The 24,020-nt window shown below is 63.7% G+C and carries 20 protein-coding genes; 9 read left to right on the forward strand and 11 right to left on the reverse strand.

The annotated features are described in order from the left end of the window. Positions 1-164: 164 nt before the first annotated feature. Both ABNP31_RS20790 and ABNP31_RS20795 read right to left on the reverse strand, forming a co-directional pair. Positions 165-800, reverse strand: coding sequence for a Pr6Pr family membrane protein (locus tag ABNP31_RS20790; RefSeq protein ID WP_085665435.1), 636 nt, complete (start codon positions 798-800; stop codon positions 165-167). A 1-nt stretch (position 801) separates the two neighbouring features. Further along, entirely contained in the window at positions 802-1,023 is a 222-nt protein-coding gene (locus tag ABNP31_RS20795; RefSeq protein WP_003252112.1) for a VF530 family DNA-binding protein, read from the reverse strand. Positions 1,024-1,188: 165 nt separating this feature from the next. Here ABNP31_RS20795 and ABNP31_RS20800 point away from each other — a divergent pair, with 165 nt between their 5' ends. The 7 genes from ABNP31_RS20800 to cmoB all read left to right on the forward strand — a co-directional run bounded on the left by ABNP31_RS20800 (position 1,189) and on the right by cmoB (position 12,398). Further along, a complete protein-coding gene (locus tag ABNP31_RS20800) occupies positions 1,189-3,234 on the forward strand; it encodes a TonB-dependent receptor (RefSeq protein WP_350012718.1) in 2,046 nt (681 codons plus the stop codon). Positions 3,235-3,577: 343 nt separating this feature from the next. After that, positions 3,578-4,912, forward strand: a complete 1,335-nt coding sequence (locus ABNP31_RS20805; protein WP_075046166.1) for a carbohydrate porin — start codon at positions 3,578-3,580, stop codon at positions 4,910-4,912. Positions 4,913-4,942: 30 nt separating this feature from the next. Continuing rightward, entirely contained in the window at positions 4,943-7,354 is a 2,412-nt protein-coding gene (locus ABNP31_RS20810; protein WP_085614224.1) for a glucose/quinate/shikimate family membrane-bound PQQ-dependent dehydrogenase, read from the forward strand. Positions 7,355-7,571: 217 nt separating this feature from the next. Further along, positions 7,572-9,992 carry an endopeptidase La gene (lon, locus tag ABNP31_RS20815; RefSeq protein WP_085614225.1) on the forward strand — a complete coding sequence of 807 codons (2,421 nt, stop codon included), beginning with the start codon at positions 7,572-7,574 and terminating at the stop codon, positions 9,990-9,992. A 170-nt stretch (positions 9,993-10,162) separates the two neighbouring features. Further along, complete coding sequence (locus ABNP31_RS20820) at positions 10,163-10,555, forward strand: protease inhibitor I42 family protein (RefSeq protein ID WP_075046169.1); 393 nt, start codon at positions 10,163-10,165, stop codon at positions 10,553-10,555. Positions 10,556-10,701: 146 nt separating this feature from the next. Beyond that, complete coding sequence (gene cmoA, locus ABNP31_RS20825) at positions 10,702-11,445, forward strand: carboxy-S-adenosyl-L-methionine synthase CmoA (RefSeq protein WP_025340420.1); 744 nt, start codon at positions 10,702-10,704, stop codon at positions 11,443-11,445. After that, positions 11,442-12,398 (forward strand): tRNA 5-methoxyuridine(34)/uridine 5-oxyacetic acid(34) synthase CmoB, encoded by a 957-nt coding sequence (gene cmoB, locus ABNP31_RS20830; RefSeq protein ID WP_085590264.1) that lies wholly within the window; start codon positions 11,442-11,444, stop codon positions 12,396-12,398. Before cmoA ends, cmoB begins: the two co-directional genes overlap by 4 nt. 68 nt (positions 12,399-12,466) lie before the next feature. Here the strand turns inward: cmoB and ABNP31_RS20835 are convergent, their stop codons facing one another. Next, positions 12,467-12,670, reverse strand: coding sequence for a hypothetical protein (locus tag ABNP31_RS20835; protein WP_350012719.1), 204 nt, complete (start codon positions 12,668-12,670; stop codon positions 12,467-12,469). Positions 12,671-13,019: 349 nt separating this feature from the next. On the opposite strand from ABNP31_RS20835, the gene ABNP31_RS20840 reads away from it, so the two are divergent. After that, entirely contained in the window at positions 13,020-13,694 is a 675-nt protein-coding gene (locus tag ABNP31_RS20840) for a heavy metal response regulator transcription factor (RefSeq protein WP_003258489.1), read from the forward strand. Further along, complete coding sequence (locus ABNP31_RS20845) at positions 13,691-15,073, forward strand: heavy metal sensor histidine kinase (RefSeq protein WP_350012720.1); 1,383 nt, start codon at positions 13,691-13,693, stop codon at positions 15,071-15,073. The genes ABNP31_RS20840 and ABNP31_RS20845 overlap by 4 nt, the downstream gene beginning before the upstream one ends. Before the next feature lie 127 nt (positions 15,074-15,200). Here the strand turns inward: ABNP31_RS20845 and pdxJ are convergent, their stop codons facing one another. From pdxJ to ABNP31_RS20885, 8 genes are all read right to left on the reverse strand, one after another. Further along, positions 15,201-15,923, reverse strand: a complete 723-nt coding sequence (gene pdxJ, locus ABNP31_RS20850) for a pyridoxine 5'-phosphate synthase (protein WP_153670549.1) — start codon at positions 15,921-15,923, stop codon at positions 15,201-15,203. 61 nt (positions 15,924-15,984) lie between these two features. Next, positions 15,985-16,668, reverse strand: a complete 684-nt coding sequence (gene recO / locus ABNP31_RS20855; RefSeq protein WP_350012721.1) for a DNA repair protein RecO — start codon at positions 16,666-16,668, stop codon at positions 15,985-15,987. A 170-nt stretch (positions 16,669-16,838) separates the two neighbouring features. Continuing rightward, on the reverse strand, positions 16,839-17,741 hold the full coding sequence (gene era, locus ABNP31_RS20860; protein WP_015271595.1) for a GTPase Era: 903 nt from the start codon (positions 17,739-17,741) through the stop codon (positions 16,839-16,841). After that, positions 17,734-18,423, reverse strand: a complete 690-nt coding sequence (rnc, locus tag ABNP31_RS20865) for a ribonuclease III (RefSeq protein WP_003258487.1) — start codon at positions 18,421-18,423, stop codon at positions 17,734-17,736. Before rnc ends, era begins: the two co-directional genes overlap by 8 nt. A gap of 161 nt (positions 18,424-18,584) precedes the next feature. Then, entirely contained in the window at positions 18,585-19,439 is an 855-nt protein-coding gene (gene lepB / locus ABNP31_RS20870) for a signal peptidase I (RefSeq protein ID WP_003258486.1), read from the reverse strand. A 5-nt stretch (positions 19,440-19,444) separates the two neighbouring features. Continuing rightward, the gene (gene lepA / locus ABNP31_RS20875; RefSeq protein ID WP_013973995.1) at positions 19,445-21,244 is read right to left on the reverse strand and encodes a translation elongation factor 4; all 1,800 of its coding nucleotides are present in this window, start codon (positions 21,242-21,244) and stop codon (positions 19,445-19,447) included. Between the two features lie 181 nt (positions 21,245-21,425). Next, complete coding sequence (locus tag ABNP31_RS20880; RefSeq protein WP_371257967.1) at positions 21,426-22,826, reverse strand: DegQ family serine endoprotease; 1,401 nt, start codon at positions 22,824-22,826, stop codon at positions 21,426-21,428. A gap of 222 nt (positions 22,827-23,048) precedes the next feature. After that, the gene (locus tag ABNP31_RS20885; RefSeq protein ID WP_085692281.1) at positions 23,049-24,011 is read right to left on the reverse strand and encodes a MucB/RseB C-terminal domain-containing protein; all 963 of its coding nucleotides are present in this window, start codon (positions 24,009-24,011) and stop codon (positions 23,049-23,051) included. Positions 24,012-24,020 lie beyond the last annotated feature (9 nt).

Consider the following 24,020-nt stretch of genomic DNA (forward strand, 5'->3'; position numbering starts at 1 on the left):
AGGGCTGCAAAGCAGCCCCAGCAATTTCAACTATGGCGCATCAATCCTGGGGCCGCGTTGCGGCCCTTTCGCGACACAAGGCCGCTCCTACAGGTACAGCGACAACCTCGAGAGCAACGCTGTACCTGTGGGAGCTGGCTTGCCGGCGATAGGGCCAGTGCAGGTCAAGCCAATCTGTGCAGCCCCCGCCACCTGTCCAGCCCCAGCAACACCAGCCCAATCCCCCAGAACCCAGCCAACACCCCCAGGGCATTGAGCAATACCTGCCCATACCCCAGGCTCGCCACATCGATGAACGGGTAGGCATACACGCCAATCTCGCTCCCCCGCCACAGCGCGTAGGCAAAATACATCGCCGGGTACACCGCCCAGACCAGCAGATGCCATAGCCGCAACCTGCCCTTGGGCACCTCGCACCACCAGTACAAGGCATATAGCACGGGCATCACATCGTGCAGCAACTCGTCCGCCAGCCATTGCCAGCCCTGCGGTTGCCACAAGTGACGCAACAGCACGCTGTACGCCAATGCCACCAGCACGATGCTGGCGGCCACCGCGGAACTCACCGCAGGCGACAGGAAAAAGCGCTTGGCACGGCCTTCCCGGCCGAACGCCGCATAACTGAGCACTGTTGCCACCAGGGTATTGGTCAACACGGTGAAATACCCGAACACATTGATCAGGCCACCCACCAGACTGGCCTGTTCCTGCCAACGCGCCAACAGCACCAGGTACACCTGCACGGTCAGGCCGAACCAACCCAGCACGGCCATGCCGGTCAGCCAGGGACGCCGCGGCATGTCAGGCCTGGCGCTGCAGCTTCACGTACAGCTGCTCGACCTTTTCCCGTGCCCACGGCGTCTTGCGCAGGAAGGTCAGGCTCGACTTGATGGTCGGGTTGCTTTTGAAGCAGCGCACATCGATGCGCTCGGCCAGGCCCTGCCATTGGTAGTGCGCCACCAACTCGGTGAGGATCTGTTCGAGGGTCTTGCCGTGCAGCGCGTTGTGTTGGGCCGTGCTCATGCCAGTGCTCCGTAGGAAAGATGCGCACCTTACACGAGTGTAGTGGTGGGTGGGATCAGGTGAGTCGACAGAAAAACCGCTGGCCAGGCGCAAAACCTCTGTGCTGAAATAGAGATGTTATATTGTAACAATACAAAAGCATCTGCCAAGGAACGCCCCATCCCCATGCTGTACACACCGCTTCGCCTCTCTCCCCTCGCCGTCGCGCTGTGGCTGGCCGCATCACCCAGCCACGCCGTGGAACTCGAACCCCAGGTCATCACCGCCAACCCTTTGGGCAACAGCCAGCTGGCCGCACCCAGCACCGTGCTAGAAGGCGACAACCTGCTGCAACAGCAGCACGGCAGCCTCGGTGAAACCCTGAACAAGCAGCCCGGGGTCGCCTCCACCTGGTTCGGCCCAGGCGCCAGTCGCCCGGTAATTCGTGGCCTGGATGGCGACCGCATTCGCATCCTGCGCAATGGCGTCGGCGCCCTGGATGCTTCATCGCTGTCCTACGACCACGCCGTGCCGCTGGACCCGGTGACCGTCGACCGCGTCGAGATCGTCCGTGGCCCGGCTGCCCTGCTCTACGGCGGCAACGCCATCGGAGGCGTGGTCAATACCTTCGACAATCGCATCCCGGATACCCCCATCGAGGGCATCCAAGGTGCCGGTGAACTGCGCTACGGTGGCGCCGATACCACCCGCAGCAGCGCTGGCAAGCTGGAGGCCGGCAACGGTGCCTTCGCCCTGCACCTGGATGCCAACAGCCGCCAGTTCAACGACCTGCGCATCCCCGGTTACGCGCGCAGTTCCAAGGTGCGCGACGCCGACGAACCCGGCGGCAAGCACCGCCTGGAAAACAGCGACGGCCGCCAGGACGGTGGCGCCGTGGGTGGGGCCTACCATTGGGACCACGGTTACGCCGGCCTGTCGTACAGCCGCTACGACAGCAACTATGGCTCGGTGGCCGAGCCAGGTGTGCGCCTGGACATGAAGCAGGACCACTACGCCTTCGCCTCCGAACTGCGTGACCTGGACGGCCCGTTCACTTCGGTCAAGGTCGATGCCGGCTACACCGACTACGAGCACCGTGAAATCGAAGAAGGCGAAGTCCACACCACCTTCAGGAACAAGGGCTATGAAGCACGTATCGAAGCCCGCCACCAACCGCTCGGGCCGGTAGAAGGCGTGATCGGCGCCCAGGTCAGCCGTAACGAATTCTCCGCCTTGGGTGAGGAAGCCTTCGTCCCGCACACCGACACCGACAGCCTGGCGCTGTTCATGCTGGAGCAGTGGCAAGCTACCGAGCGCCTGAACCTGAGCCTGGGCGCACGCATGGAGCACACCCGGGTCGACCCGGATGCCAAAGGCAACGAGAACTTCGCCGTCGCCGACAGCGCCAGCACTTTCAACGCCTTCAGCCTGTCTTCCGGGGCGGTGTACCAGCTCGACCCGATCTGGTCGCTGGCCGCCAACCTCGGCTACACCGAGCGCGCCCCGACCTTCTACGAGCTGTATGCCAATGGTGCCCACGTGGCCACCGGAGCCTTTGAAGTCGGCGATGCCAGCCTGAACAAGGAAAAAGCCATTTCCGCCGACCTGGCCCTGCGTTTCGACAACGGCACCCACAAGGGCAGTGTCGGGGTGTTCTACAGTCACTTCCGCAACTACATCGGCCTGATCGGCACCGGCAACACCCGCGAGGGGCATGACCACGACCATGGCGAGGATGACCATGACCACGATCACGACCATGACGGTTTCCCGGAATACCAGTACCAGGGCGTGCGGGCGCGCTTCTATGGCATCGAGGCCCAGGACCGCTGGCAACTGGCCGAGAACCGCTATGGCAGCTTTGCCCTGGAGCTCTCCGGTGACTACACCCGGGCGAAAAACCTCGACAGTGGCGAGCCGCTGCCACGCATCGCCCCACTGCGCCTGAACAGCGGCCTGGTCTGGGAGCTGGACCGCTGGCAGGCGCGGGTCGACGTGCAGCATGCTGCGTCGCAGCATCGCAAACCGGCCAACGAAACCAGCACCGATGGCTATACCACGCTGGGGGCCAGCGTTGGCTACCGCTTCGAAGTTGGCCAGAGCCAGTGGCTGGCGTTTGTGCGCGGCGAGAACCTGACTGACCAGACCGTGCGCTATGCCAGCTCGATCCTGCGCGATATCGCCCCGGCGCCGGGGCGTAGTGTGGAAGTGGGTCTGCGTACCACCTTCTGATCTACCGGGTCCTTTGGGATCAACCGTTTTACTTAAGACTTGAAGCTGACGAGATTCCTGTGGGAGCGGGTTCACCCGCGAATGCGATGCCAGGACCACCATCGCATTCGCGGGTGAACCCGCTCCCACAAGATCCCGTATTAACCTAACTTCATCTGTACTGTTACCAGACAAGCAACAATCCACTGCGACAATTTGTCTTTTTTTCTTACAACTTCCCCTATATCCTCCCCGCCGCAAGCTGAATCGCTTCATCGAAACCATCTTGTCGCCATATCCATTGAGGGGCCCGCCCTTCGATGCGCTTGCCGTTTATTCAATAATCAAAAGATAGCGCTATCTCATGCTCCAACTGCCCAAAACCTGTTACATCGGCCTTGCCCTCAGCGCCCTGGCGGCCCCCACCGGCGCCAGCGAGATGTTCGCCAGCGACTCCCCCTGGATGCTCGGCGACTGGGGTGGCACCCGCAGCGAACTGCTGGAAAAAGGCTACGACTTCACCCTCGGCTACACCGGCGAGATGGGCAGCAACCTGCATGGTGGCTACGACCACGACCGCACCGCGCGCTACAGCGACCAGTTCACCTTCGGCAGCCACCTGGACCTGGAGAAGATCCTTGGCTGGCACGACACCGAATTCCAGCTGACCATCACCGAGCGCCACGGCGACAACATCAGCAACGACCGCATCAACGACCCGCGTGTCGGCGGCTTCACCTCGGCCCAGGAGGTATGGGGCCGTGGCGAAACCTGGCGGCTGACGCAGATGTGGATCAAGCAGAAGTACTTCGATGGCGCACTGGACGTGAAATTCGGCCGTTTCGGCGAAGGCGAGGACTTCAACAGCTTCCCCTGCGACTTCCAGAACCTGGCCTTCTGCGGCTCGCAGGTAGGCAACTGGGTGGGTGGCATCTGGTACAACTGGCCGGTCAGCCAGTGGGCCCTGCGCGTGCGCTACAACCTCAGCGACGCGCTCTACGCCCAGGTCGGCGTGTTCGAGCAGAACCCCTCGAACCTGGAGTCGGGCAACGGCTTCAAGCTCAGCGGCAGCGGCACCCAAGGCGCGGTAATGCCGGTGGAATTGGTGTGGAGCCCACAGATCAATGGCCTGAAAGGGGAATATCGCGCCGGCTACTACTACAGTAATGCCAAGGCACAGGATGTTCTCAAGGACAGCAACGGCCAGCCGGCAGCCCTCAGCGGCGCCGCCTACCGCAGCAGTTCGAGCAAGCACGGCTTGTGGCTCGGCGCCCAGCAGCAGGTGACTTCGCTGGCGTCCGACCAGTCGCGTGGCCTGAGCCTGTTCGCCAACGCCACGGTGCACGACAAGAAGACCAATGCCATCGACAACTATGTGCAGGCAGGACTGGTATACAAAGGGCCCTTCGACGCCCGCGCCAAGGACGACATCGGTTTCGCCCTGGCCCGTGTGCACGTCAACCCTGCCTATCGCAAGAACGCGCGCCTGGCCAACCAGGCCGCCGGCCTCTACGACTACGACAACCCCGGTTTCCTGCCAGTGCAGGACACCGAGTACAGCGCCGAGCTGTACTACGGCATCCACCTGGCCGACTGGCTCACGGTCCGCCCCAACCTGCAGTACATCCGCCACCCGGGCGGGGTGTCGCAGGTCGATGGCGCCCTGATCGGCGGCCTGAAGATCCAGAGCAGTTTCTAACCCCCTTTTTGACCTGACGGAGAACCTACGATGAGCACTGAAGGTGCCAACAATGGAAGCCGCTGGCTACCGCGCCTGATCGGCGCGCTGCTGTTGCTGATGGGCCTGGCCCTGCTGGCCGGCGGCATCAAGCTGAGCCAGCTGGGCGGATCGCTGTACTACCTGATCGCCGGTATCGGCTTTGCCCTGTCGGGCATCCTGCTGCTGGCCCAGCGCCGCATCGCCCTGGGCCTGTACGGCCTGGTACTGCTGGGCAGCACCGTGTGGGCCCTGCTCGAAGTGGGCCTGGACTGGTGGCAACTGGTACCGCGCCTGGCCATCTGGTTTGCCATCGGTGTGGTCCTGCTGCTGCCCTGGGCGCGTCGCCCGCTGATCGGCCCGGCCAACAAGGCCAACACTGCGCTGCTCGGCATTGCAGTGGTCGCTTCGGGCGCTTGCGCCCTGGGCAGCCAGTTCACCCACCCCGGTGAAGTGTTCGGCGAACTGGGCCGCGACAGCAGCGAAATGGCCAGCGCCGCCCCGGCCATGCCCGACGGCGAATGGCAGGCCTACGGCCGCACCGAGCACGGCGACCGCTATTCGCCGCTGCGCCAGATCACCCCGCAGAACGCCTACCGCCTGGAAGAGGCCTGGCGCATCCGCACCGGTGACCTGCCGACCGAAAACGACCCGGTGGAGCTGACCAACCAGAACACCCCGCTGAAGGTCAACGGCATGCTCTATGCCTGCACCGCGCACAGCCGCGTGCTGGCCCTGGACCCGGACACCGGCGCGGAAATCTGGCGCTACGACCCGCAGGTCAAGAGCCCGGTCGGCACCTTCAAGGGCTTCGCCCACATGACCTGCCGTGGCGTTTCGTACTATGACGAAAACCGCTACGTCAGCCGCGACGGCAGCCCGGTACCGAAAATTACCGACGCCGGCCAGGCCGTGGCCCAGGCCTGCCCGCGCCGCCTCTACCTGCCCACCGCAGACGCCCGCCTGATCGCCATCAACGCCGACAACGGCAAGGTCTGCGAAGGCTTCGCCAACCAGGGCGTGATCGACCTCACCACCGGCATCGGCCCGTTCACCGCCGGCGGCTACTACTCCACCTCGCCAGCCGCGGTCACCCGTGACCTGGTGATCATCGGTGGCCATGTCACCGACAACGAGTCGACCAACGAGCCATCCGGCGTGATCCGCGCCTACGATGTACACGATGGCCACCTGGTGTGGAACTGGGACAGCAACAACCCGGACGACACCCAGCCACTGGCTCCCGGCAAGATGTACAGCCGCAACTCGGCCAACATGTGGTCGATCGCCAGCGTCGACGAAGACCTCGGCATGATCTACCTGCCACTGGGCAACCAGACCCCGGACCAGTGGGGCGCCAACCGCACCCCAGGCGCCGAGAAGTACAGCGCCGGCGTGGTCGCCCTGGACCTTGCCACCGGCAAGGCTCGCTGGAACTACCAGTTCACCCACCACGACCTGTGGGACATGGACGTCGGCAGCCAGCCGACCCTGGTCCACCTGAAGACCGACGATGGCGTGAAGCCGGCAATCATCGTGCCGACCAAGCAAGGCAGCCTGTACGTGCTCGACCGCCGCGACGGTACGCCGATCGTGCCGATCCGCGAGATCCCCACCCCGCAAGGTGCGGTGAAGGGCGACCACACCTCGCCGACCCAGGCCCGCTCCGACCTCAACCTGCTCGGCCCTGAACTGACCGAACAGGCCATGTGGGGCGCCACGCCGTTCGACCAGATGCTGTGCCGCATCCAGTTCCGCGAGCTGCGTTACGAAGGCCAGTACACCCCGCCGTCCGAGCAAGGCTCGCTGATCTACCCGGGCAACGTCGGTGTGTTCAACTGGGGTAGCGTGTCGGTCGACCCGGTGCGCCAACTGCTGTTCACCTCGCCCAACTACATGGCCTTCGTGTCGAAGATGATCCCGCGTGAGCAGGTGGCCGAGGGCAGCAAGCGCGAAAGCGAGACCAGCGGCGTGCAGCCGAACACCGGTGCGCCGTACGCGGTGACCATGCACCCGTTCATGTCGCCACTGGGCGTACCGTGCCAGGCCCCGGCCTGGGGCTACGTCGCCGCCATCGACCTGTTCACCAACAAGGTGGTGTGGAAGCACAAGAACGGCACTACCCGCGACAGCACCCCGGTGCCGATCGGCATGCCGGTTGGCGTGCCGAGCATGGGTGGTTCGATCGTCACCGCCGGTGGCGTCGGCTTCCTCAGCGGCACCCTGGACCAGTACCTGCGCGCCTATGACGTGAACAACGGCAAGGAACTGTGGAAAGCCCGCCTGCCAGCGGGTGGCCAGGCCACGCCGATGAGCTACAGCGGCAAGGATGGCAAGCAGTACGTGCTGGTGACTGCCGGCGGGCATGGCTCGCTGGGCACCAGGATGGGCGACTACATCATCGCTTACAAACTGGCTGAGTAATCCAGAGATGCGGCAGTGAACCTGCTGCCGCATTCGCGGGTAAACCCGCTCCCACAGGTATGGCGCTGCCCCCAAGCTCGGCGCCGTACCTGTGGGAGCGGGTTTACCCGCGAAGAGGCCGGTACAGGCATCACTCCTCTCTGCACCCTTCAACTACCATTGAAACCCATCCCCCCCCGCCCCATCTAAGCACCATAGTCATTCACGCAGGTGCCCCATGAGCGACCAGCAGGATTTCCCGGAACATCCCGACGAACACAGCGAAGTCGAACACACCACTCCCCAGGCCGAAACCGGCCACGCCCTCGCCCTGCCCGGCCAGCAGCTGCCGGACAAGGTCTATGTGATCCCGATCCACAACCGCCCGTTCTTCCCGGCCCAGGTGCTGCCGGTCATCGTCAATGAAGACCCTTGGGCAGAAACCCTCGACCTGGTGGCCCAGTCGCCAGACCACAGCCTGGCCCTGTTCTTCATGGATACCCCGCCAGAAGACCATCGTCACTTCGACACCTCGGCGCTGCCGCAGTACGGCACGCTGGTGAAGGTGCACCACGCCAGCCGCGAAAACGGCAAGCTGCAGTTCGTCGCCCAGGGCCTGACCCGGGTACGCATCCGTACCTGGCTCAAGCACCACCGCCCGCCGTACCTCGTCGAGGTGGAATACCCGCGCCAGCCAGCCGAGCCGACCGACGAGGTCAAGGCCTACGGCATGGCGCTGATCAATGCGATCAAGGAGCTGCTGCCGCTCAACCCGCTGTACAGCGAAGAGCTGAAGAACTACCTCAACCGCTTCAGCCCCAACGACCCGTCGCCGCTCACCGACTTCGCCGCCGCCCTCACCTCGGCCACCGGCAACCAGTTGCAGGAAGTGCTCGACTGCGTACCCATGCTCAAGCGCATGGAAAAGGTCCTGCCGATGCTGCGCAAGGAAGTCGAGGTGGCGCGCCTGCAGAACGAGATCTCGGCCGAGGTCAACCGGCAGATCGGCGAGCACCAGCGCGAGTTCTTCCTCAAGGAACAGCTCAAGGTCATCCAGCAGGAGCTGGGCCTGACCAAGGACGACCGCAGCGCCGACCTCGAGCAGTTCGAGCAGCGCCTCGAAGGCAAGACCCTGCCGGACCAGGCACGCAAGCGCATCGACGAAGAGATGGGCAAGCTGGCCATCCTCGAAACCGGCTCGCCCGAATACGCCGTCACCCGCAACTACCTGGACTGGGCCACCGCCCTGCCCTGGGGCGTGTACGGCAAGGACAAGCTCGACCTCAAGCACGCACGCAAGGTCCTCGACCAGCACCACGCCGGCCTCGACGACATCAAGGAGCGCATTCTCGAGTTCCTTGCCGTGGGCGCCTGGAAAGGCGAGATCAGCGGCTCGATCGTGCTGCTGGTGGGCCCGCCCGGGGTAGGCAAGACCAGCATCGGCAAATCCATCGCCGAATCGCTCGGCCGGCCGTTCTACCGCTTCAGTGTCGGCGGTATGCGTGACGAGGCCGAGATCAAGGGCCACCGCCGCACCTACATCGGCGCCCAGCCCGGCAAGCTGGTGCAGGCCCTGAAGGACGTCGAAGTGATGAACCCGGTGATCATGCTCGACGAGATCGACAAGATGGGCCAGAGCTACCAGGGCGACCCGGCTTCAGCGCTGCTGGAAACCCTGGACCCGGAGCAGAACGTCGACTTCCTCGACCACTACCTGGACCTGCGCCTGGACCTGTCCAAGGTGCTGTTCGTGTGCACCGCCAACACCCTGGATTCGATCCCCGGGCCATTGCTCGACCGCATGGAAGTGATCCGCCTGTCCGGCTACATCACCGAAGAGAAACTGGCCATCGCCAAGCGCCACCTGTGGCCCAAGCAGCTGGAAAAGGCCGGTGTGGCCAAGACCAGCCTCGGCATCAGCGACAGCGCCCTGCGCGCGGTGATCGAAGGCTATGCCCGCGAAGCCGGGGTACGCCAGCTGGAGAAACAACTGGGCAAGCTGGTGCGCAAGGCCGTGGTCAAGCTGCTGGAAAACCCCGAGGCCAAACTGAAGATCGGCACCAAGGACCTGGAAGCCGCGCTTGGCATGCCGGTGTTCCGCAGCGAGCAGGTACTGGCTGGCAAAGGCGTGATCACCGGCCTGGCCTGGACCAGCATGGGCGGCGCCACGCTGCCGATCGAAGCCACCCGCATCCACACCCTCAACCGCGGCTTCAAGCTGACCGGCAAGCTGGGTGATGTGATGAAAGAGTCGGCCGAAATTGCCTACAGCTACGTCAGCTCCAACCTCAAGCAGTTTGGTGGTGACCCTGGCTTCTTCAACGAAGCGTTCATTCACCTGCACGTGCCCGAAGGCGCCACGCCCAAGGACGGCCCGAGTGCCGGCATCACCATGGCCAGCGCCCTGCTGTCGCTGGCCCGAGACCAGGCGCCGAAGAAGGGCGTGGCCATGACCGGCGAGCTGACCCTGACCGGGCAGGTACTGCCGATTGGCGGTGTGCGCGAGAAGGTGATTGCGGCGCGGCGGCAGAAGATCTTCGAGCTGATCTTGCCGGAGCCTAACCGTGGGGACTATGAGGAGCTGCCGGACTACCTGCGCGAAGGCCTGACCGTACATTTCGCCAAGCGCTTTGCCGACGTGGCCAAAGTGCTGTTCTAGCCAGCACCGGCCTCTTCGCGGGTAAACCCGCTCCCACAGGGATAGCGCAGGGCTTGAGCCCAGTGAGATCACTGTGGGAGCGGGTTGACCCGCGAAAGGGCCGGCACAGGCAACACAAATCTCCTCGATCATCGGTTATCCTCAGGCCATCGTCAGCCTCCGGAGCCAACATGACCGCCCCTCGTCTGCTCGTTCCCCTGAGCTTCGCCCTGATTTCCGCCTGCGCCCAACAGCCCACGCAACCCGTCGAACTGGACGCCGAAAGCGAATGCCCGACGCGCCTGCAGGTTGGCCAGGCGCTGATCCTGAGCTTGCCCAGCAACCCGTCCACCGGCTACCGCTGGCGCGTCGAAGCACCTGCCTCCAACGTACTGCGCAGCCTTGGTCCGGAGGTGTATAGCGCTCCCGAGGAGGAAGACGTGGTCGGCAGCGCCGGTGTCTCCACCTGGCGCTACCAGGCCAGCGATACCGGCGATGGTCAGTTGGTGCTGGTGTACCAGCAGCCATGGGCCGCAGATATCGCCCCCGTGCAAACCTTCGACTGCAAGATCATCGTCCGCTAAAGTCCGCAGCTTCGCTCATAGGCAACCTGCACACCCACCAGGCAGGCGCAGAGGTCCCTCAGCGCCCGCCCCTGAAGCGCTGCCATGGCAAGAATCGCGGCCTTTGGCTAAAATGCGCCTCCGTTTCACCCTGTATCGAGCCCGCCGTGAGCAAACAACCCGACCGCCTTTTCGCCCAGCCCTTGGAGCAAGTGCCCGACTTCGTCTTCAACGAGGATGTGGTGCGTGTGTTCCCGGACATGATCAAGCGCTCGGTTCCGGGCTACCCGACCATTGTCGAGAACCTCGGCGTGCTGGCCGCGCGCTTCGCCCAGCCGCATACCGCGCTGTACGACCTGGGTGCGTCGTTGGGTGCCGTTACTCAATCGCTGCGCCGCCATGTGCGCAGTGACGGCTGCCGGGTAATCGCCGTGGACAACTCCGCGGCGATGGTCGAGCGTTGCCGCCAGTACCTCACCGCCCAGGACTCGATGTTCCAGGAACTGCTGCCGGTGCAGGTGCTGGAAGCCGACATCCTGGCCCTGCCCTTCGAGCCCGCCTCGGTGGTGGCGATGAATTTCACCCTGCAGTTCATCGCCCCCGACCAGCGCCTGGAGCTGCTCGGCCGCATCCGCCAGGCGCTGTTGCCCGGTGGTGCGCTGATCCTCTCGGAAAAACTGCGCTTCGCCGATGATGAACAGCAGGACTTGCTCAATGAACTGCACCTGGACTTCAAACGTGCCAATGGCTACAGCGAACTGGAAATTGCCCAGAAGCGCAGCGCCATCGAGAACGTGATGAGGCCCGACACCCTCGAAGCCCACCAGGCGCGCCTGCGCGCAGCCGGTTTCTCGAAGGTGGTGCCCTGGTTCCAATGCCTTAATTTCGCCTCTTTGATTGCCCTGCCATGATCGATCTGTCCCCACTCGTCCGCCGCCTGGCGGGCACGCCCCTGGCTTCCTGGTCGCAAGGCCTGCAAGCGCAACTGGAAGCCAAGCTGGAGAAGGGTCACGGTGACCTCGACCGCTGGCGCGGTGCGCTGGAAGCCTTGCCCGCCCTGAATCCGAGCGAAATCGACCTGGTCAACGGGCTGCGCCTGGACTGCGATTGCGACGACGCCACCCGCGCGCAGATGCGCCAGGCACTGATGGGCCTGTCCCCTTGGCGCAAAGGGCCATTCGACCTGTTCGGCGTGCATGTGGACACCGAATGGCGTTCGGACTGGAAATGGTCCCGGGTCGGCCCGCACCTGGACCTCAAGGGCAAGCGCGTGCTCGACGTGGGCTGCGGCAACGGCTACTACCAGTGGCGCATGCTCGGTGCCGGCGCCGACATGGTGATTGGCGTAGATCCCAACTGGCTGTTCTTCTGCCAGTTCCAGGCCGTTCAGCAATACCTGCCAGAGCTGCCCGCCTGGCACCTGCCATTCGCCCTGGAAGACCTGCCGGCCAACCTCGAAGGTTTCGACACGGTGTTTTCCATGGGGGTGTTCTACCATCGCCGCTCGCCCATCGAGCACCTGCTGGCGCTCAAGGACTGCCTGGTCAAAGGCGGGGAACTGGTGCTGGAAACCCTGGTGATCGAGGGTGACGAAAACCAGGTGCTGGTACCTGAGGACCGCTATGCACAGATGCGCAACGTCTGGTACCTGCCGTCGGTACCGGCCCTGGAGCGCTGGTTGCGCCGTGCCGGTTTCAGCGACGTGCGTTGCGTCGACGTAAGCGTGACCAGCGTCGAGGAACAGCGCAGCACCGAGTGGATGCGCTACCAGTCACTGGGCGACTTCCTCGACCCGAACGACCACAGCAAGACCATCGAAGGCCTGCCGGCCCCACGCCGCGCCACCCTGCTGGCGCGCAAATAAAAAAGGCGCCCGGATGGGCGCCCGAATACACCTGCGCCGAGGAGCTGTCACGGCGCAGGTGCTGTCACTCAATCCTTGGCCAACTCGCGGGCCTTCTCCTGCGCCTTGCGCTCACGCTCGGCAACGGCCTGTTGCTTGTCGTCGTGCAGGCGCTGCTGGTCTTCGCGGAACGCTTGCCAGAATTGTTTGGAACGTTCCGCACCGCCCTCGGCGTAAACACTGGCGCTGCCCAGGGCAAGGGTGGCCAACAGCAGGTATTTGGTCAGGTTCATCGTGGTTGCCTCGTGATAACCGATCAGACAGGGCCATCCTAGCGAGGGCTAGCTAACGGCAAGGTGAGGCGGGGATTACAGTCTTGCAATGTGGCCCTGTTTTGCCTGTTCGGGCCCTATCGCCGGCAAGCCAGCTCCCACAGGATCACCACAAGTCTTGAAAACTGTGCAGTACCTGTGGGAGCTGGCTTGCCGGCGATAGGGCCCGAACAGACAGCCAGATAACACCAGGATTACAAATCCGTTATCTGCGCCGCGCGTCCTTACTCATGCCGTAACATCCCACGCCTTGACCCTGATGCCACTACAGGGTCGAGAATCGCCCCCTTTCATCACACCGAGCCCACCCATGCGTCTACTGATCATCGAGGACGAACTGCGTACCGCCGACTACCTGCAGCAGGGCCTGCGCGAGAACGGCTACGTGGTCGACTGCGCCCACACCGGCACCGATGGCCTGCACCTGGCCCGCCAGCAGCCCTACGACCTGGTCATCCTCGACGTCAACCTGCCCGAACTCGATGGCTGGACCGTGCTGCAGCGGCTGCGCGCCGAATCGGCCACGCGCATCATGATGCTTACCGCCCACGGCCGCCTGGCCGACCGGGTCAAGGGCCTGGACCTGGGGGCCGACGATTACCTGCTCAAACCTTTCGAGTTCCCGGAACTGCTGGCCCGTATCCGCAGCCTGCTGCGCCGCAACGACCAGCAACTGCAGCCCAGCACCCTGCGCGTCGCCGATCTGGAGCTGGACCCCGGCCGTCACCGCGCCTACCGCGCGGGGCAGCGTATCGACCTGACCGCCAAGGAGTTCGCCCTGCTGCACCTGCTGATGCGCCAGACCGGCGAGGTGCTGTCGCGCACCCAGATCATCTCGCTGGTGTGGGACATGAACTTCGACTGCGACACCAATGTGGTCGAGGTTTCGATCCGGCGCCTGCGGGCAAAGATCGACGACCCGTTCGACAACAAGCTGATCCATACCCTGCGTGGCGTCGGCTACGTGCTCGAGGCACGCTTTTGAAAAACGCCAGCCTGTCACTGCGCCTGGGCTTGAGCGTGACGCTGATGGGCGCCGCACTGGTGCTGCTGCTGGCCTGCCTGGCCGTGTTCGCCCTCGATCACGAACTGGACAGCCGCGCACGCAAGGACCTGGCGCGCAAGATGCTGCAGGTCGAGCACAACCTGCGCGTCGACCTGCGTAGCGAAGATCTGGGCAGCCGCGCCCATCCCTTGCTCGACCTGGTGATGGGGCACGACAACCTCAGCCTCAGCGTGCTGGCCCTCGAAGGCCGCCACCCGCACCTGCTCAGCCTGGGGCCAGCGCTGGAATCGCAGGTAGGCGATCTGCGCACCGATGCCCGCCTGGCCTTTCATGCGTGGCGCGACAGCAATGGCAACCAGATACTCACCGTGACCCGGCTGATGCGCCTGCGCGACGACACCCCGGTCAAGGTGATGATGTCGCTCAACCGCGCCGACGACAACGCCCTGCTGCAGGCCTACCTGCACTCCACCTTGCTCGCGCTGCCGTTGCTGCTGTTGCTGATCGGGGCCGGTGCCTGGTGGCTGATGCAGCGCGGCCTGAGACCACTGCGGCACTTCCGGCGCATTGCCGGGCGGGTGTCGGCCCAGGACCTGCAACATCGTCTTCCCGCTACCGGCCTGCCGCTGGAGCTGGCAGAGCTGGCCAGCAGCATCAACGTGATGCTCGACCGCCTCGATCAGGGCGTCAGCCAGTTGTCGCAGTTCTCCGATGATCTGGCCCATGAACTGCGCACACCGTTGAGCAACCTGATGGGCAAGGCGCAAGTGACGCTGGCCCGCGAACGGGACAACGCGAATTACCGGGAAGTGCTGGAAGACAGCATCGAAGAACTGACCCGGCTCAACCGCATCATCAATGACATGCTGTTTCTCGCCCAGGTCAGCCAACCCCAGGCCCAGGTCGCGCTCAAGCCCATGGCATTGGCCGACGAGACGGCGCGGGTTGTCGAGCTGTTTGCGTTCAGTGCCGAGCTGAAAGGGGTTGAGTTGCGTGTGCAAGGCTGGGGGACGGCGCAGGGTGATCGGCTGATGTTTCAGCGGGCACTGTCGAACCTGTTGAGCAATGCCATTCGGCACTGCCCCGATGACAAGCCTGTGGAACTGCGTATCGAGCGCGTGGGCAGCGAAGTTCGGCTTTCGGTGGAAAACCAGGGGCCTGGTATTGCTGAAGAACACCAGTCGCGCTTGTTCGAGCGGTTTTACCGGGTGGGCTCCGGGCGCTCACGGCTGGAGGGAGGGACCGGGTTGGGGCTGGCGATCGTGAAATCGATCATGCAGTTGCATGGCGGGCGGGTCGAGGTCAGCAGCAGCCCCTTTGGGCCTACCCGGTTTACCCTGGTGTTTCCAGCCGAGTAATACATCGCTTGTGTCGGCCTCTTCGCGGGTAAACCCGCTCCCACAGGGATTGCACAAGCCTCAAGGCCTGTGGGGTACCTGTGGGAGCGGGTTTACCCGCGAAGAGGCCGGTACAGGCGACCAACGATTAGCGCGACGCGGCCACGATCAGCGCCTTCATCTCGGCCACAGCGGCCTTGAAGCCGACGAACAGCGCATGCGCCACCAGCGCATGGCCGATGTTCAGCTCATTGATGCCTTTGATTGCCGCCACCGCCTCGACGTTGTGGTAATGCAAGCCGTGGCCGGCATTGACGATCAGCCCCTGCCCCACGCCAAACGCCACGCCATCGACGATACGCTTGAGTTCCTCGGCCACTTCGGTCGGGGTTTCGGCATCGGCGTAACGCCCGGTGTGCAGCTCGATGGCAGGCGCGCCAACGCGACGCGAAGCCTCGATCTGCCGCTCGTCGGCATCGATGAACAGCGACACTTCGGCACCGGTACGCGACAGGCGCTCAACCGCAGCCTTGATCCGTGCTTCCTGGCCCGCCACGTCAAGGCCGCCTTCGGTGGTCAGCTCCTGACGGGTTTCGGGTACCAGGCAGATATGCGCCGGGCGGATCTTCTCGGCAAAGGCCATCATCTCTTCGGTGACGCCCATCTCGAAGTTCATGCGGGTCTGCAGCACGTCCTTGAGCAGCACCACGTCACGCTCCTGGATGTGCCGGCGGTCTTCACGCAGGTGCACGGTGATGCCATCGGCGCCTGCTTCCTCGGCATCCAGGGCAGCCTTGACCGGATCAGGGTAACGCGTGCCCCGGGCCTGGCGCAGGGTCGCCACGTGGTCGATGTTTACGCCGAGAAGCATGCGGTTGCTGTGAGTCACGAAAGGCTCTCCTGAAGATTTAGCCCCACAGCATACGTCGTGATCAGCGCTTGCGAAACAGTTCCCGGCTGACCAGCGGTTTTGCCCCGAGGTGAACCGCCAGTGCCTGGCGCATCAGGCGCTTGGCGGCGAGCAAGGCACCTGGGGCATCCCAGTCGGCTTCGGCCAGGGCCAGCAGTTCGGTGCCGCGGAACAGCCCGGGTTGCACCAGCTCGACCCGTTCCAGGCCGGCATCCACACGCAAGCGGTACAGGCCATCGACCGCGATCGCCTGGTCATTGACGTCGTGGTGCAACGAAAACGCGTAACCGAGTTCGTCCAGCAGCCGCCATTCGAAGGAGCGCAGCAGCGGCTCCAGCGGGCGACCGGCGGCCAAGGCTTGCAAGGTCAGGGTGTAGTGCTCGAACAGCGCCGGGAAAGGCGCTTCGGCGGGCAGCAGGCGCATGAGCAGTTCGTTGAGGTACAACCCGCTGAACAGGGCATCGCCATGCAGCCAGGTGGCGATGCCGGCACTGTCCATGCGCCCGACATTCTTCAGCTCGCCACGCCCACGCAGTTCCAGCTCCAGCGGCACGAACGGCCGCACCAGGCTGCCACCCTTGCCACGCGCACGGCGCAGCACGGCGCGCATGCGGCCCTGCGGGGTGAAGAAGTCCACCAGCGCGCTGGTTTCCTTGTAGGCACGGCTGTGCAGCACGTAGGCTGGCTGGCCGACAGGTTGTTCCATGGAAAATACGTGCCCCAGGGGTTGCACTGGCCCTTGTAGGAGCGGCCTTGTGTCGCGATAGGGCTGCGCAGCAGCCCCAGCAATTTATGCTGCGAAACTGAAAATCCGGGGCCGCTTTGCGGCCCTGTCGCGACACAAGGCCGCTCCTACAGAGACCGGCCGTGCGAGGCTTAGAGGTCGCCGTAGCCCAGCGAGCGCAGGGCGCGCTCGTCATCGGACCAGCCGCCTTTCACCTTGACCCACAAGTTGAGCATGACCTTGGAGTCGAACAGCACCTCCATGTCCTTGCGCGCCTCGGAGCCGATGCGCTTGATGCGCTCGCCCTTGTCGCCAATGATGATCTTTTTCTGGCCGTCGCGCTCGACCAGGATCAGCGCATGGATGTGCAGCACATGACCCTGCTGCTTGAATTCTTCAATTTCCACGGTGATCTGGTACGGCAATTCCGCACCCAGCTGGCGCATGATCTTCTCGCGCACCAGTTCGGCGGCCAGGAAGCGGCTGCTGCGGTCGGTGATCTGGTCTTCGGGGAAGAAGTGCTCGTTCTCAGGCAGGTGCTTGGCGATCTGTGCTTCCAGCGCCTGCAGGTTGTGCCCCTGCTGCGCGGAAATAGGCATCACTTCGGCGTTCGGCAACTGCTCCTGCAGCCATTGCAGGTGCGGGATCAGTTCGGCCTTTTCTTCCATGCGGTCGGTCTTGTTGACCGCGATGATCAGTGGGCCCGTCACGTACTGCACGCGCTCCAGCACCAGTTGGTCCTCATCGGTCCATTTGGTGCGGTCGACCACGAAGATCACCACGTCGACGTCCTTCAGGGCCGCCGAGGCGTTGCGGTTCATGTAGCGGTTCAAGGCCTTGTCGTTGGCCTTGTGCATACCGGGGGTATCGACGTAGATCGCCTGCACGTCACCCTCGGTCTTGATGCCGAGCATGTTGTGGCGGGTGGTCTGCGGCTTGCGCGAGGTGATCGCCAGCTTCTGGCCGAGGATGTGGTTGAGCAAGGTCGACTTGCCCACGTTCGGGCGGCCGACAATGGCTACGTAGCCGCAGCGGGTCGGGTTGCTATCAGTCATTGCCATTCTCCACGCCCAGGGCGATCAGTGCAGACGCGGCAGCGACTTGCTCGGCGATACGCCGGCTAACGCCTTGGCCACGGCTCTTGTTGTTCAGCAGCACCACTTCGCATTCGACGAAGAAGGTCCGGCAGTGCGGTTCGCCCTGGATGTCCACCACTTCGTAACGCGGCAGCTCGCAGCTGCGCGACTGCAGGAACTCCTGCAGGCGGGTTTTCGGGTCCTTGTTGGTATCGACCAGGGTCAGGCCTTCGAACTCATCGGCCAGCCAGGCCAGCACGCGCTCCCGGGCCGTTTCCATGTCGGCGTCCAGGTAGATGGCGCCAATCAGCGCCTCCAGGGCATCGGCCAGGATCGACTCGCGGCGGAAGCCACCGCTCTTGAGCTCACCCGAACCCAGGCGCAGGTGATCGCCCAGGTCGAAACCACGGGCCAGGCGGGCCAGGGTCTCACCCTTGACCAGGCGCGCGCGCAGGCGCGACAGCTGGCCTTCGCGGGCCTGCGGGAAGCGCTCGAACAGCGCTTCGCCGGCGACGAAGTTGAGAATGGCGTCACCGAGAAACTCCAGGCGCTCATTGTTGCGCCCGGCGTAACTGCGATGGGTCAGTGCCAGGAGCATCTGGTCCTGGTTCTTGAAGGTATAACCGAGCTTTCGCTCCAGACGGGCAAGGGGAGCACTCATGCAGCCACCCGTTCGTTGTTCAACGCGTTGTTCAAATCAACATCCTGAAAGACTGTTTGGCTGTGGCCCGCCGCGATGTGCGGCGAATCTCCCGATCCCTGAGAACACAGCCTATGTCAGAAATGCATTCGGCGCTGCCTGCTGGCCAGCGCCGATGGGTATCAATGGATCAGACCGACCCGCGACAGGTTGGGCAGGTGGCTGAGCTTGGGCTCTGGCCAGCTCATCCACACCGCGAAGGCCTTGCCGACGATGTTCCGGTCCGGAACCATGCCGTGCAGTTCCTTCGGGATGTTCGGGTCATCCCAGTAACGGCTGTCGTTGGAGTTGTCGCGGTTGTCGCCCATCATGAAGTAATGGCCTGCCGGCACGGTCCATTGCTGGTCCGGCGGCATGCGGTAACGGCTCATTTCCTTGCGGATCAGGTGTTCGGCCTCGCCGAGCTTTTCCTTGTACAGCTCGGCGCTGCCCAGGGTGCCCGGCTCGGTGCCCACCAGTTGTTCGGCAATCGGCTGGCCGTTGACGAACAACCGCTTGTCGCTGGTGTAGCGCACCTGGTCACCCGGCAGGCCGACCACACGCTTGATGTAGTTGACGTTCGGGTCGCTCGGGTAGCGGAACACCATCACATCACCGCGTTGCGGGTCACCCACCTCGATGACCTTCTTGTCGATCACCGGCAGGCGAATGCCGTACGAGAACTTGTTCACCAGGATGAAGTCGCCCACTTCCAGGGTCGGCTTCATCGACCCCGAAGGGATCTGGAACGGCTCGACCAGGAACGAACGCAGCACCAGCACGATGAACAGCACCGGGAAGAACGACTTGCCGTACTCGACCAGCAACGGTTCCTTGCCCAGGCGCTCGACCACCGCCATCTCGGGCTGGCTGACGCTGCCCTGGTAGTTGGCGATTGCCGCACGCCGGCGCGGAGCCAGGAACAGCAGGTCGATCAAGCCCAGCAGGCCGCAGACGAAGACGGCGATGACTAGCAACAGCGGGAAATTTAGCGACATAGGACCTAGCTATCCAACCTGAGCACGGCGAGGAAGGCTTCCTGTGGAATCTCCACGTTACCCACCTGTTTCATGCGTTTCTTACCGGCCTTCTGCTTCTCCAGCAGCTTCTTCTTACGGCTGACGTCACCACCGTAGCACTTGGCCAGTACGTTCTTTCTGAGCGCCTTGACGGTTGTCCGCGCGATGATCTGGCCGCCGATAGCTGCCTGGATCGCCACATCGAACATCTGCCGAGGGATCAGTTCCTTCATCTTCTCGGTCAACGCACGGCCTTTGTAGGCCGCGTTGTCGCGGTGCACGATCAATGCCAGGGCATCGACCTTGTCGCCGTTGATCAGTACATCCAGCTTGACCAGGTTGGCCGACTGGTAGCGATCGAAATGATAGTCCAGCGAAGCATAGCCGCGGCTGGTGGACTTGAGGCGGTCGAAGAAGTCCAGCACCACTTCGTTCATCGGCAGGTCGTAGCGCACCTGCACCTGGCTGCCGAGGAACTGCATGTCGCGCTGCACGCCACGCTTCTCGATGCACAGGGTGATGACGTTGCCCAGGTGTTCCTGCGGTACCAGGATGGTGGCAGTGACGATCGGCTCGCGGAAGTCGGCGACCGCCGAGACGTCTGGCAGCTTCGACGGGTTGTCGACGGTGATGGTCTCGCCGGTTTTCAGTTCCAGCTCGTAGATCACGCTTGGCGCCGTGGTGATCAGGTCCAGGTCGTATTCGCGCTCCAGGCGCTCCTGGATGATCTCCATGTGCAGCATGCCGAGGAAGCCGCAACGGAAGCCGAAGCCCAGGGCGTCGGAGCTTTCCGGCATGTACTGCAGCGACGAGTCGTTCAGGGTCAGCTTCTGCAGCGCATCGCGGAAGTCCTCGAAGTCGTCGGAGCTGACCGGGAACAGGCCGGCGTAGACCTGCGGCTGGATCTTCTTGAAGCCTGGCAGCACTTCGACCTCAGGGGTCGCGGACAGGGTCAGGGTGTCACCGACCGGGGCACCGTGGATGTCCTTGATGCTGGCAATGATGAAGCCCACTTCGCCGGCCTTCAGGTCGGCGGTCTGGGTGTGTTTCGGGGTGAACACGCCCACGCTGTCGACCAGGTGCACCTTGCCGGTGGACTTGACCAGGATCTTGTCGCCTTTCTTGACGCGGCCGTGGCGTACGCGCACCAGCGAGACCACGCCCAGGTAGTTGTCGAACCAGGAGTCGATGATCAGTGCCTGCAGCGGCGCCTCGATATCGCCTTCCGGCGCGGGGATGGTCTGCACCAGGCGCTCGAGCACCTCGTCCACGCCCATGCCGCTCTTGGCACTGCAGGCCACGGCGTCGGTGGCGTCGATGCCGATGATCTTCTCGATCTCGTCCTTGACGCGATCCGGATCGGCCTGGGGCAGGTCCATCTTGTTCAGTACCGGCATGACCTCAAGGCCCTGCTCGATGGCGGTGTAGCAGTTGGCTACGGACTGGGCCTCGACGCCCTGGCCAGCATCCACCACCAGCAGCGCGCCTTCACAGGCCGCCAGCGAACGCGAGACTTCGTAGGTGAAGTCGACGTGGCCGGGGGTATCGATGAAGTTCAGCTGGTAGACCTTGCCGTCCTGCGCCTTGTAGTTGAGCGTGACGCTGTGGGCCTTGATGGTGATACCGCGCTCACGCTCCAGGTCCATGGAATCGAGCACCTGGGCTTCCATCTCGCGTGCCGACAGGCCACCGCACATCTGGATGAAACGGTCGGCCAGCGTCGACTTGCCATGGTCGATGTGGGCGATGATGGAGAAATTGCGGATATGACTCAAATCACTCACGGGTCAACACTCGAAAAGGCTGCGAGCCGGACGCCCGCCGAAAAATAGCCGGGAATTGTACCTTAAGCTGCCGGGATATGGGAGATTCCTCTATCGGGCTGTACACAGCATTCGCCCCTGCAATTGTGAACTTTCATGAAAAAGGGCAGCCGAAGCTGCCCTTTTCTCCTTGCCAAGCCGCTTATTCAGCCAGCTTGAAGGTAATGAAGCTGGCACGGCCCTGACGCAGCACGCGCATCGACACCGAACGGTTCTTCGGCAGTTCCTTGGCGATTTCGGTGAATTCCTTGGCCGAACCGATGGCCTGGTTGTTCAGGTGGCTGATCACGTCACCCGGGCGCAGGCCGATCATCGCGGCCGGGCCATCCTGGACTTCCTTGATGACCACGCCACCCTTGAGCTCCAGGGCTTTCTTCTGCTCGGCGGTCAGGTCGGCCACCGAGACGCCCAGGCGGTTGCTGCTGCGCTCGGCGCTGCCTTCGGCGCCGGTACCGATGTCGGCATCGTCGTCCGGCAGTGCGCCAACGCTGATGTCGAGGTTCTGGCGCTTGCCGTTGCGGATGATCTCCAGCTTGGCCTTTTCGCCGTCCTTGAGGCTGCCGACCAGGTGCGGCAGGTCGGCCGACATGACGATCGGCTGGCCGTTCATGCTCAGGATCACGTCACCCACCTGCAGGCCGCCCTTGGCTGCCGGGCCGTTTTCCAGCACCTGGGCCACCAGGGCACCGGCCGGCTTGTCCAGGCCGAACGACTCAGCCAGGTCCTTGTTGACCTCCTGGATCACCACGCCCAGCCAGCCGCGACTGACCTTGCCGTCTTTCTTCAGCTGGTTGGAGACATCGATCGCCACATCGATCGGGATGGCGAACGACAGGCCCATGAAACCGCCGGAACGGGTGAAGATCTGCGAGTTGATACCCACCACTTCGCCGTTCATGTTGAACAGCGGGCCGCCGGAGTTGCCCGGGTTGATGGCAACGTCCGTCTGGATGAACGGTACGTAAGTGTCGTTGGGCAGGGTGCGCCCCTTGGCGCTGACGATACCTTTGGTCACCGAATGGTCGAAGCCGAACGGCGAACCGATGGCCAGTACCCACTCGCCCACCTTGAGCTTCTCGGAATCACCCAGCTTGACGGTCGGCAGGTTCTTGCCCTCGACCTTGAGCAGGGCCACGTCGGTGCGCGGATCGGTGCCGACCAGCTTGGCCTGCAGCTCGCTGCGGTCCGACAGGCGGACGATGATCTCGTCGGCATCAGCTACCACGTGGTTGTTGGTCAGCACGTAGCCATCGCTGGAAATGATGAAGCCCGAACCCAGCGACTGGGCCTCGCGCTGGCGGTCGCCACGCGGCGAGCGCGGCTGCTGCGGCATGTTGCGCTCGAAGAACTCGCGGAACATCGGCGGCAGGCCTTCCAGGTCGGGCATCTGCCCGGCGGCCATGCGGCGGTCCGGCAGCTTCTGCTTGGTACTGATGTTGACCACGGCTGGCGAGGCCTGCTCGACCAGGGTAGTGAAGTCCGGCAGGGCTTCCTCGGCCTGGGCGCTGAGCACCTGGCCGAGCATCAGCACGGCGGCGAACATCGATAGGTAGGATTTCAAGCGTGGTATTGACATACGGCTCCCGTCACAACGAGCGGTAGTTTAGAAAGGCCCCTGCACAAAGCAGGAAAGGCCAGGCTCCAAGAAGCCTGACCTATAGAAAATTTGCCGATGGATTGCAAATGACAATGCTTTAATTTCATTTCAGAGGCATGTCCGCACGCCTTGGCATGGCCCGCACGCCAGGCCCGCAAATGCTCGCCATCACTGGCGCGCCTGGCCATCCTGGGGGCGCATCGACAGCGCCACACGCTCTGCGGTACCCAGCGGGATCTCGCCGACCACAGTGACCATCACCTTGCCCTTGGGCGTGTTCAGCCGACGCGAGACCGCCGAAGTCGGGCCAAGCTGGGTACGCATGTCGGTCCCGCCCTCATCCTTTACCAGCTCGAGGAACACCGAGAAGCGCGCCAGGCCATCGTCGTACATCAGGCTGCTGACCGTGCTGTCATTCTTGGGGTCGCGGCGTACCGAGCTGTTGACCAGTTCGAAGCCAGGCGGCAGCCAGTCCGAACGCCAGCCGGCGACCGTGTCATTGGCGGCAGCGGCCACATGCTGCACCGGCTTGCACGCAGCGCTGGCGCGCAGGTCGTCGTCGCTAGGTGCTTCGGTATCGAGACGGGTCATCTGGAAGCGCTCCAGCAACTGCCCCTTGTCGTTGACCATCAACGAGCGCAGCGGCAGGCCGGTAGCACGGTCCAGGTGCAATTCGAAGGCATAACGGTGCTGGTCGCGCGGGGTGAGCGTCACGATCACGGCATCGCGCCCGGCGACCCGTGACTTGCCCGCCACGCTCAAGTCATACCAGCCCATCAGTTTCAGCGGATCAAGCACACGCTGCGCGGTGTCCGGGGGCGTCGTCACACCACTGGCCAAGGCCCCGCTGACGCACTCTACCTTGCCATCCACGCGCACGATCTCCTGGGCGGCGCCATCGAGCTGCAACAGCCGCTCGCTGACCTTGCCGTCGTCGACCCTGTGCCAGATCTCGTGGGAAGAGAAGCTGCCATTGCGTTCGTAGACAAAAGAGCCTTGGTAGCTCTGCTTTTGCTCGGCCTGTGCCAGCTTGCTCAGCCACTCGCTCGCCTCGGGCGAGGAATTGGCCGCCAATGCTGGCACCGTCATGCAGCTGCCAATCAGCAGCGACAGGAGAGGTAGCGCGCGCATGATCCTCCT

It is taken from the genome of Pseudomonas asiatica, assembly GCF_040214835.1.
GTDB lineage: Bacteria > Pseudomonadota > Gammaproteobacteria > Pseudomonadales > Pseudomonadaceae > Aquipseudomonas > Aquipseudomonas putida_Z.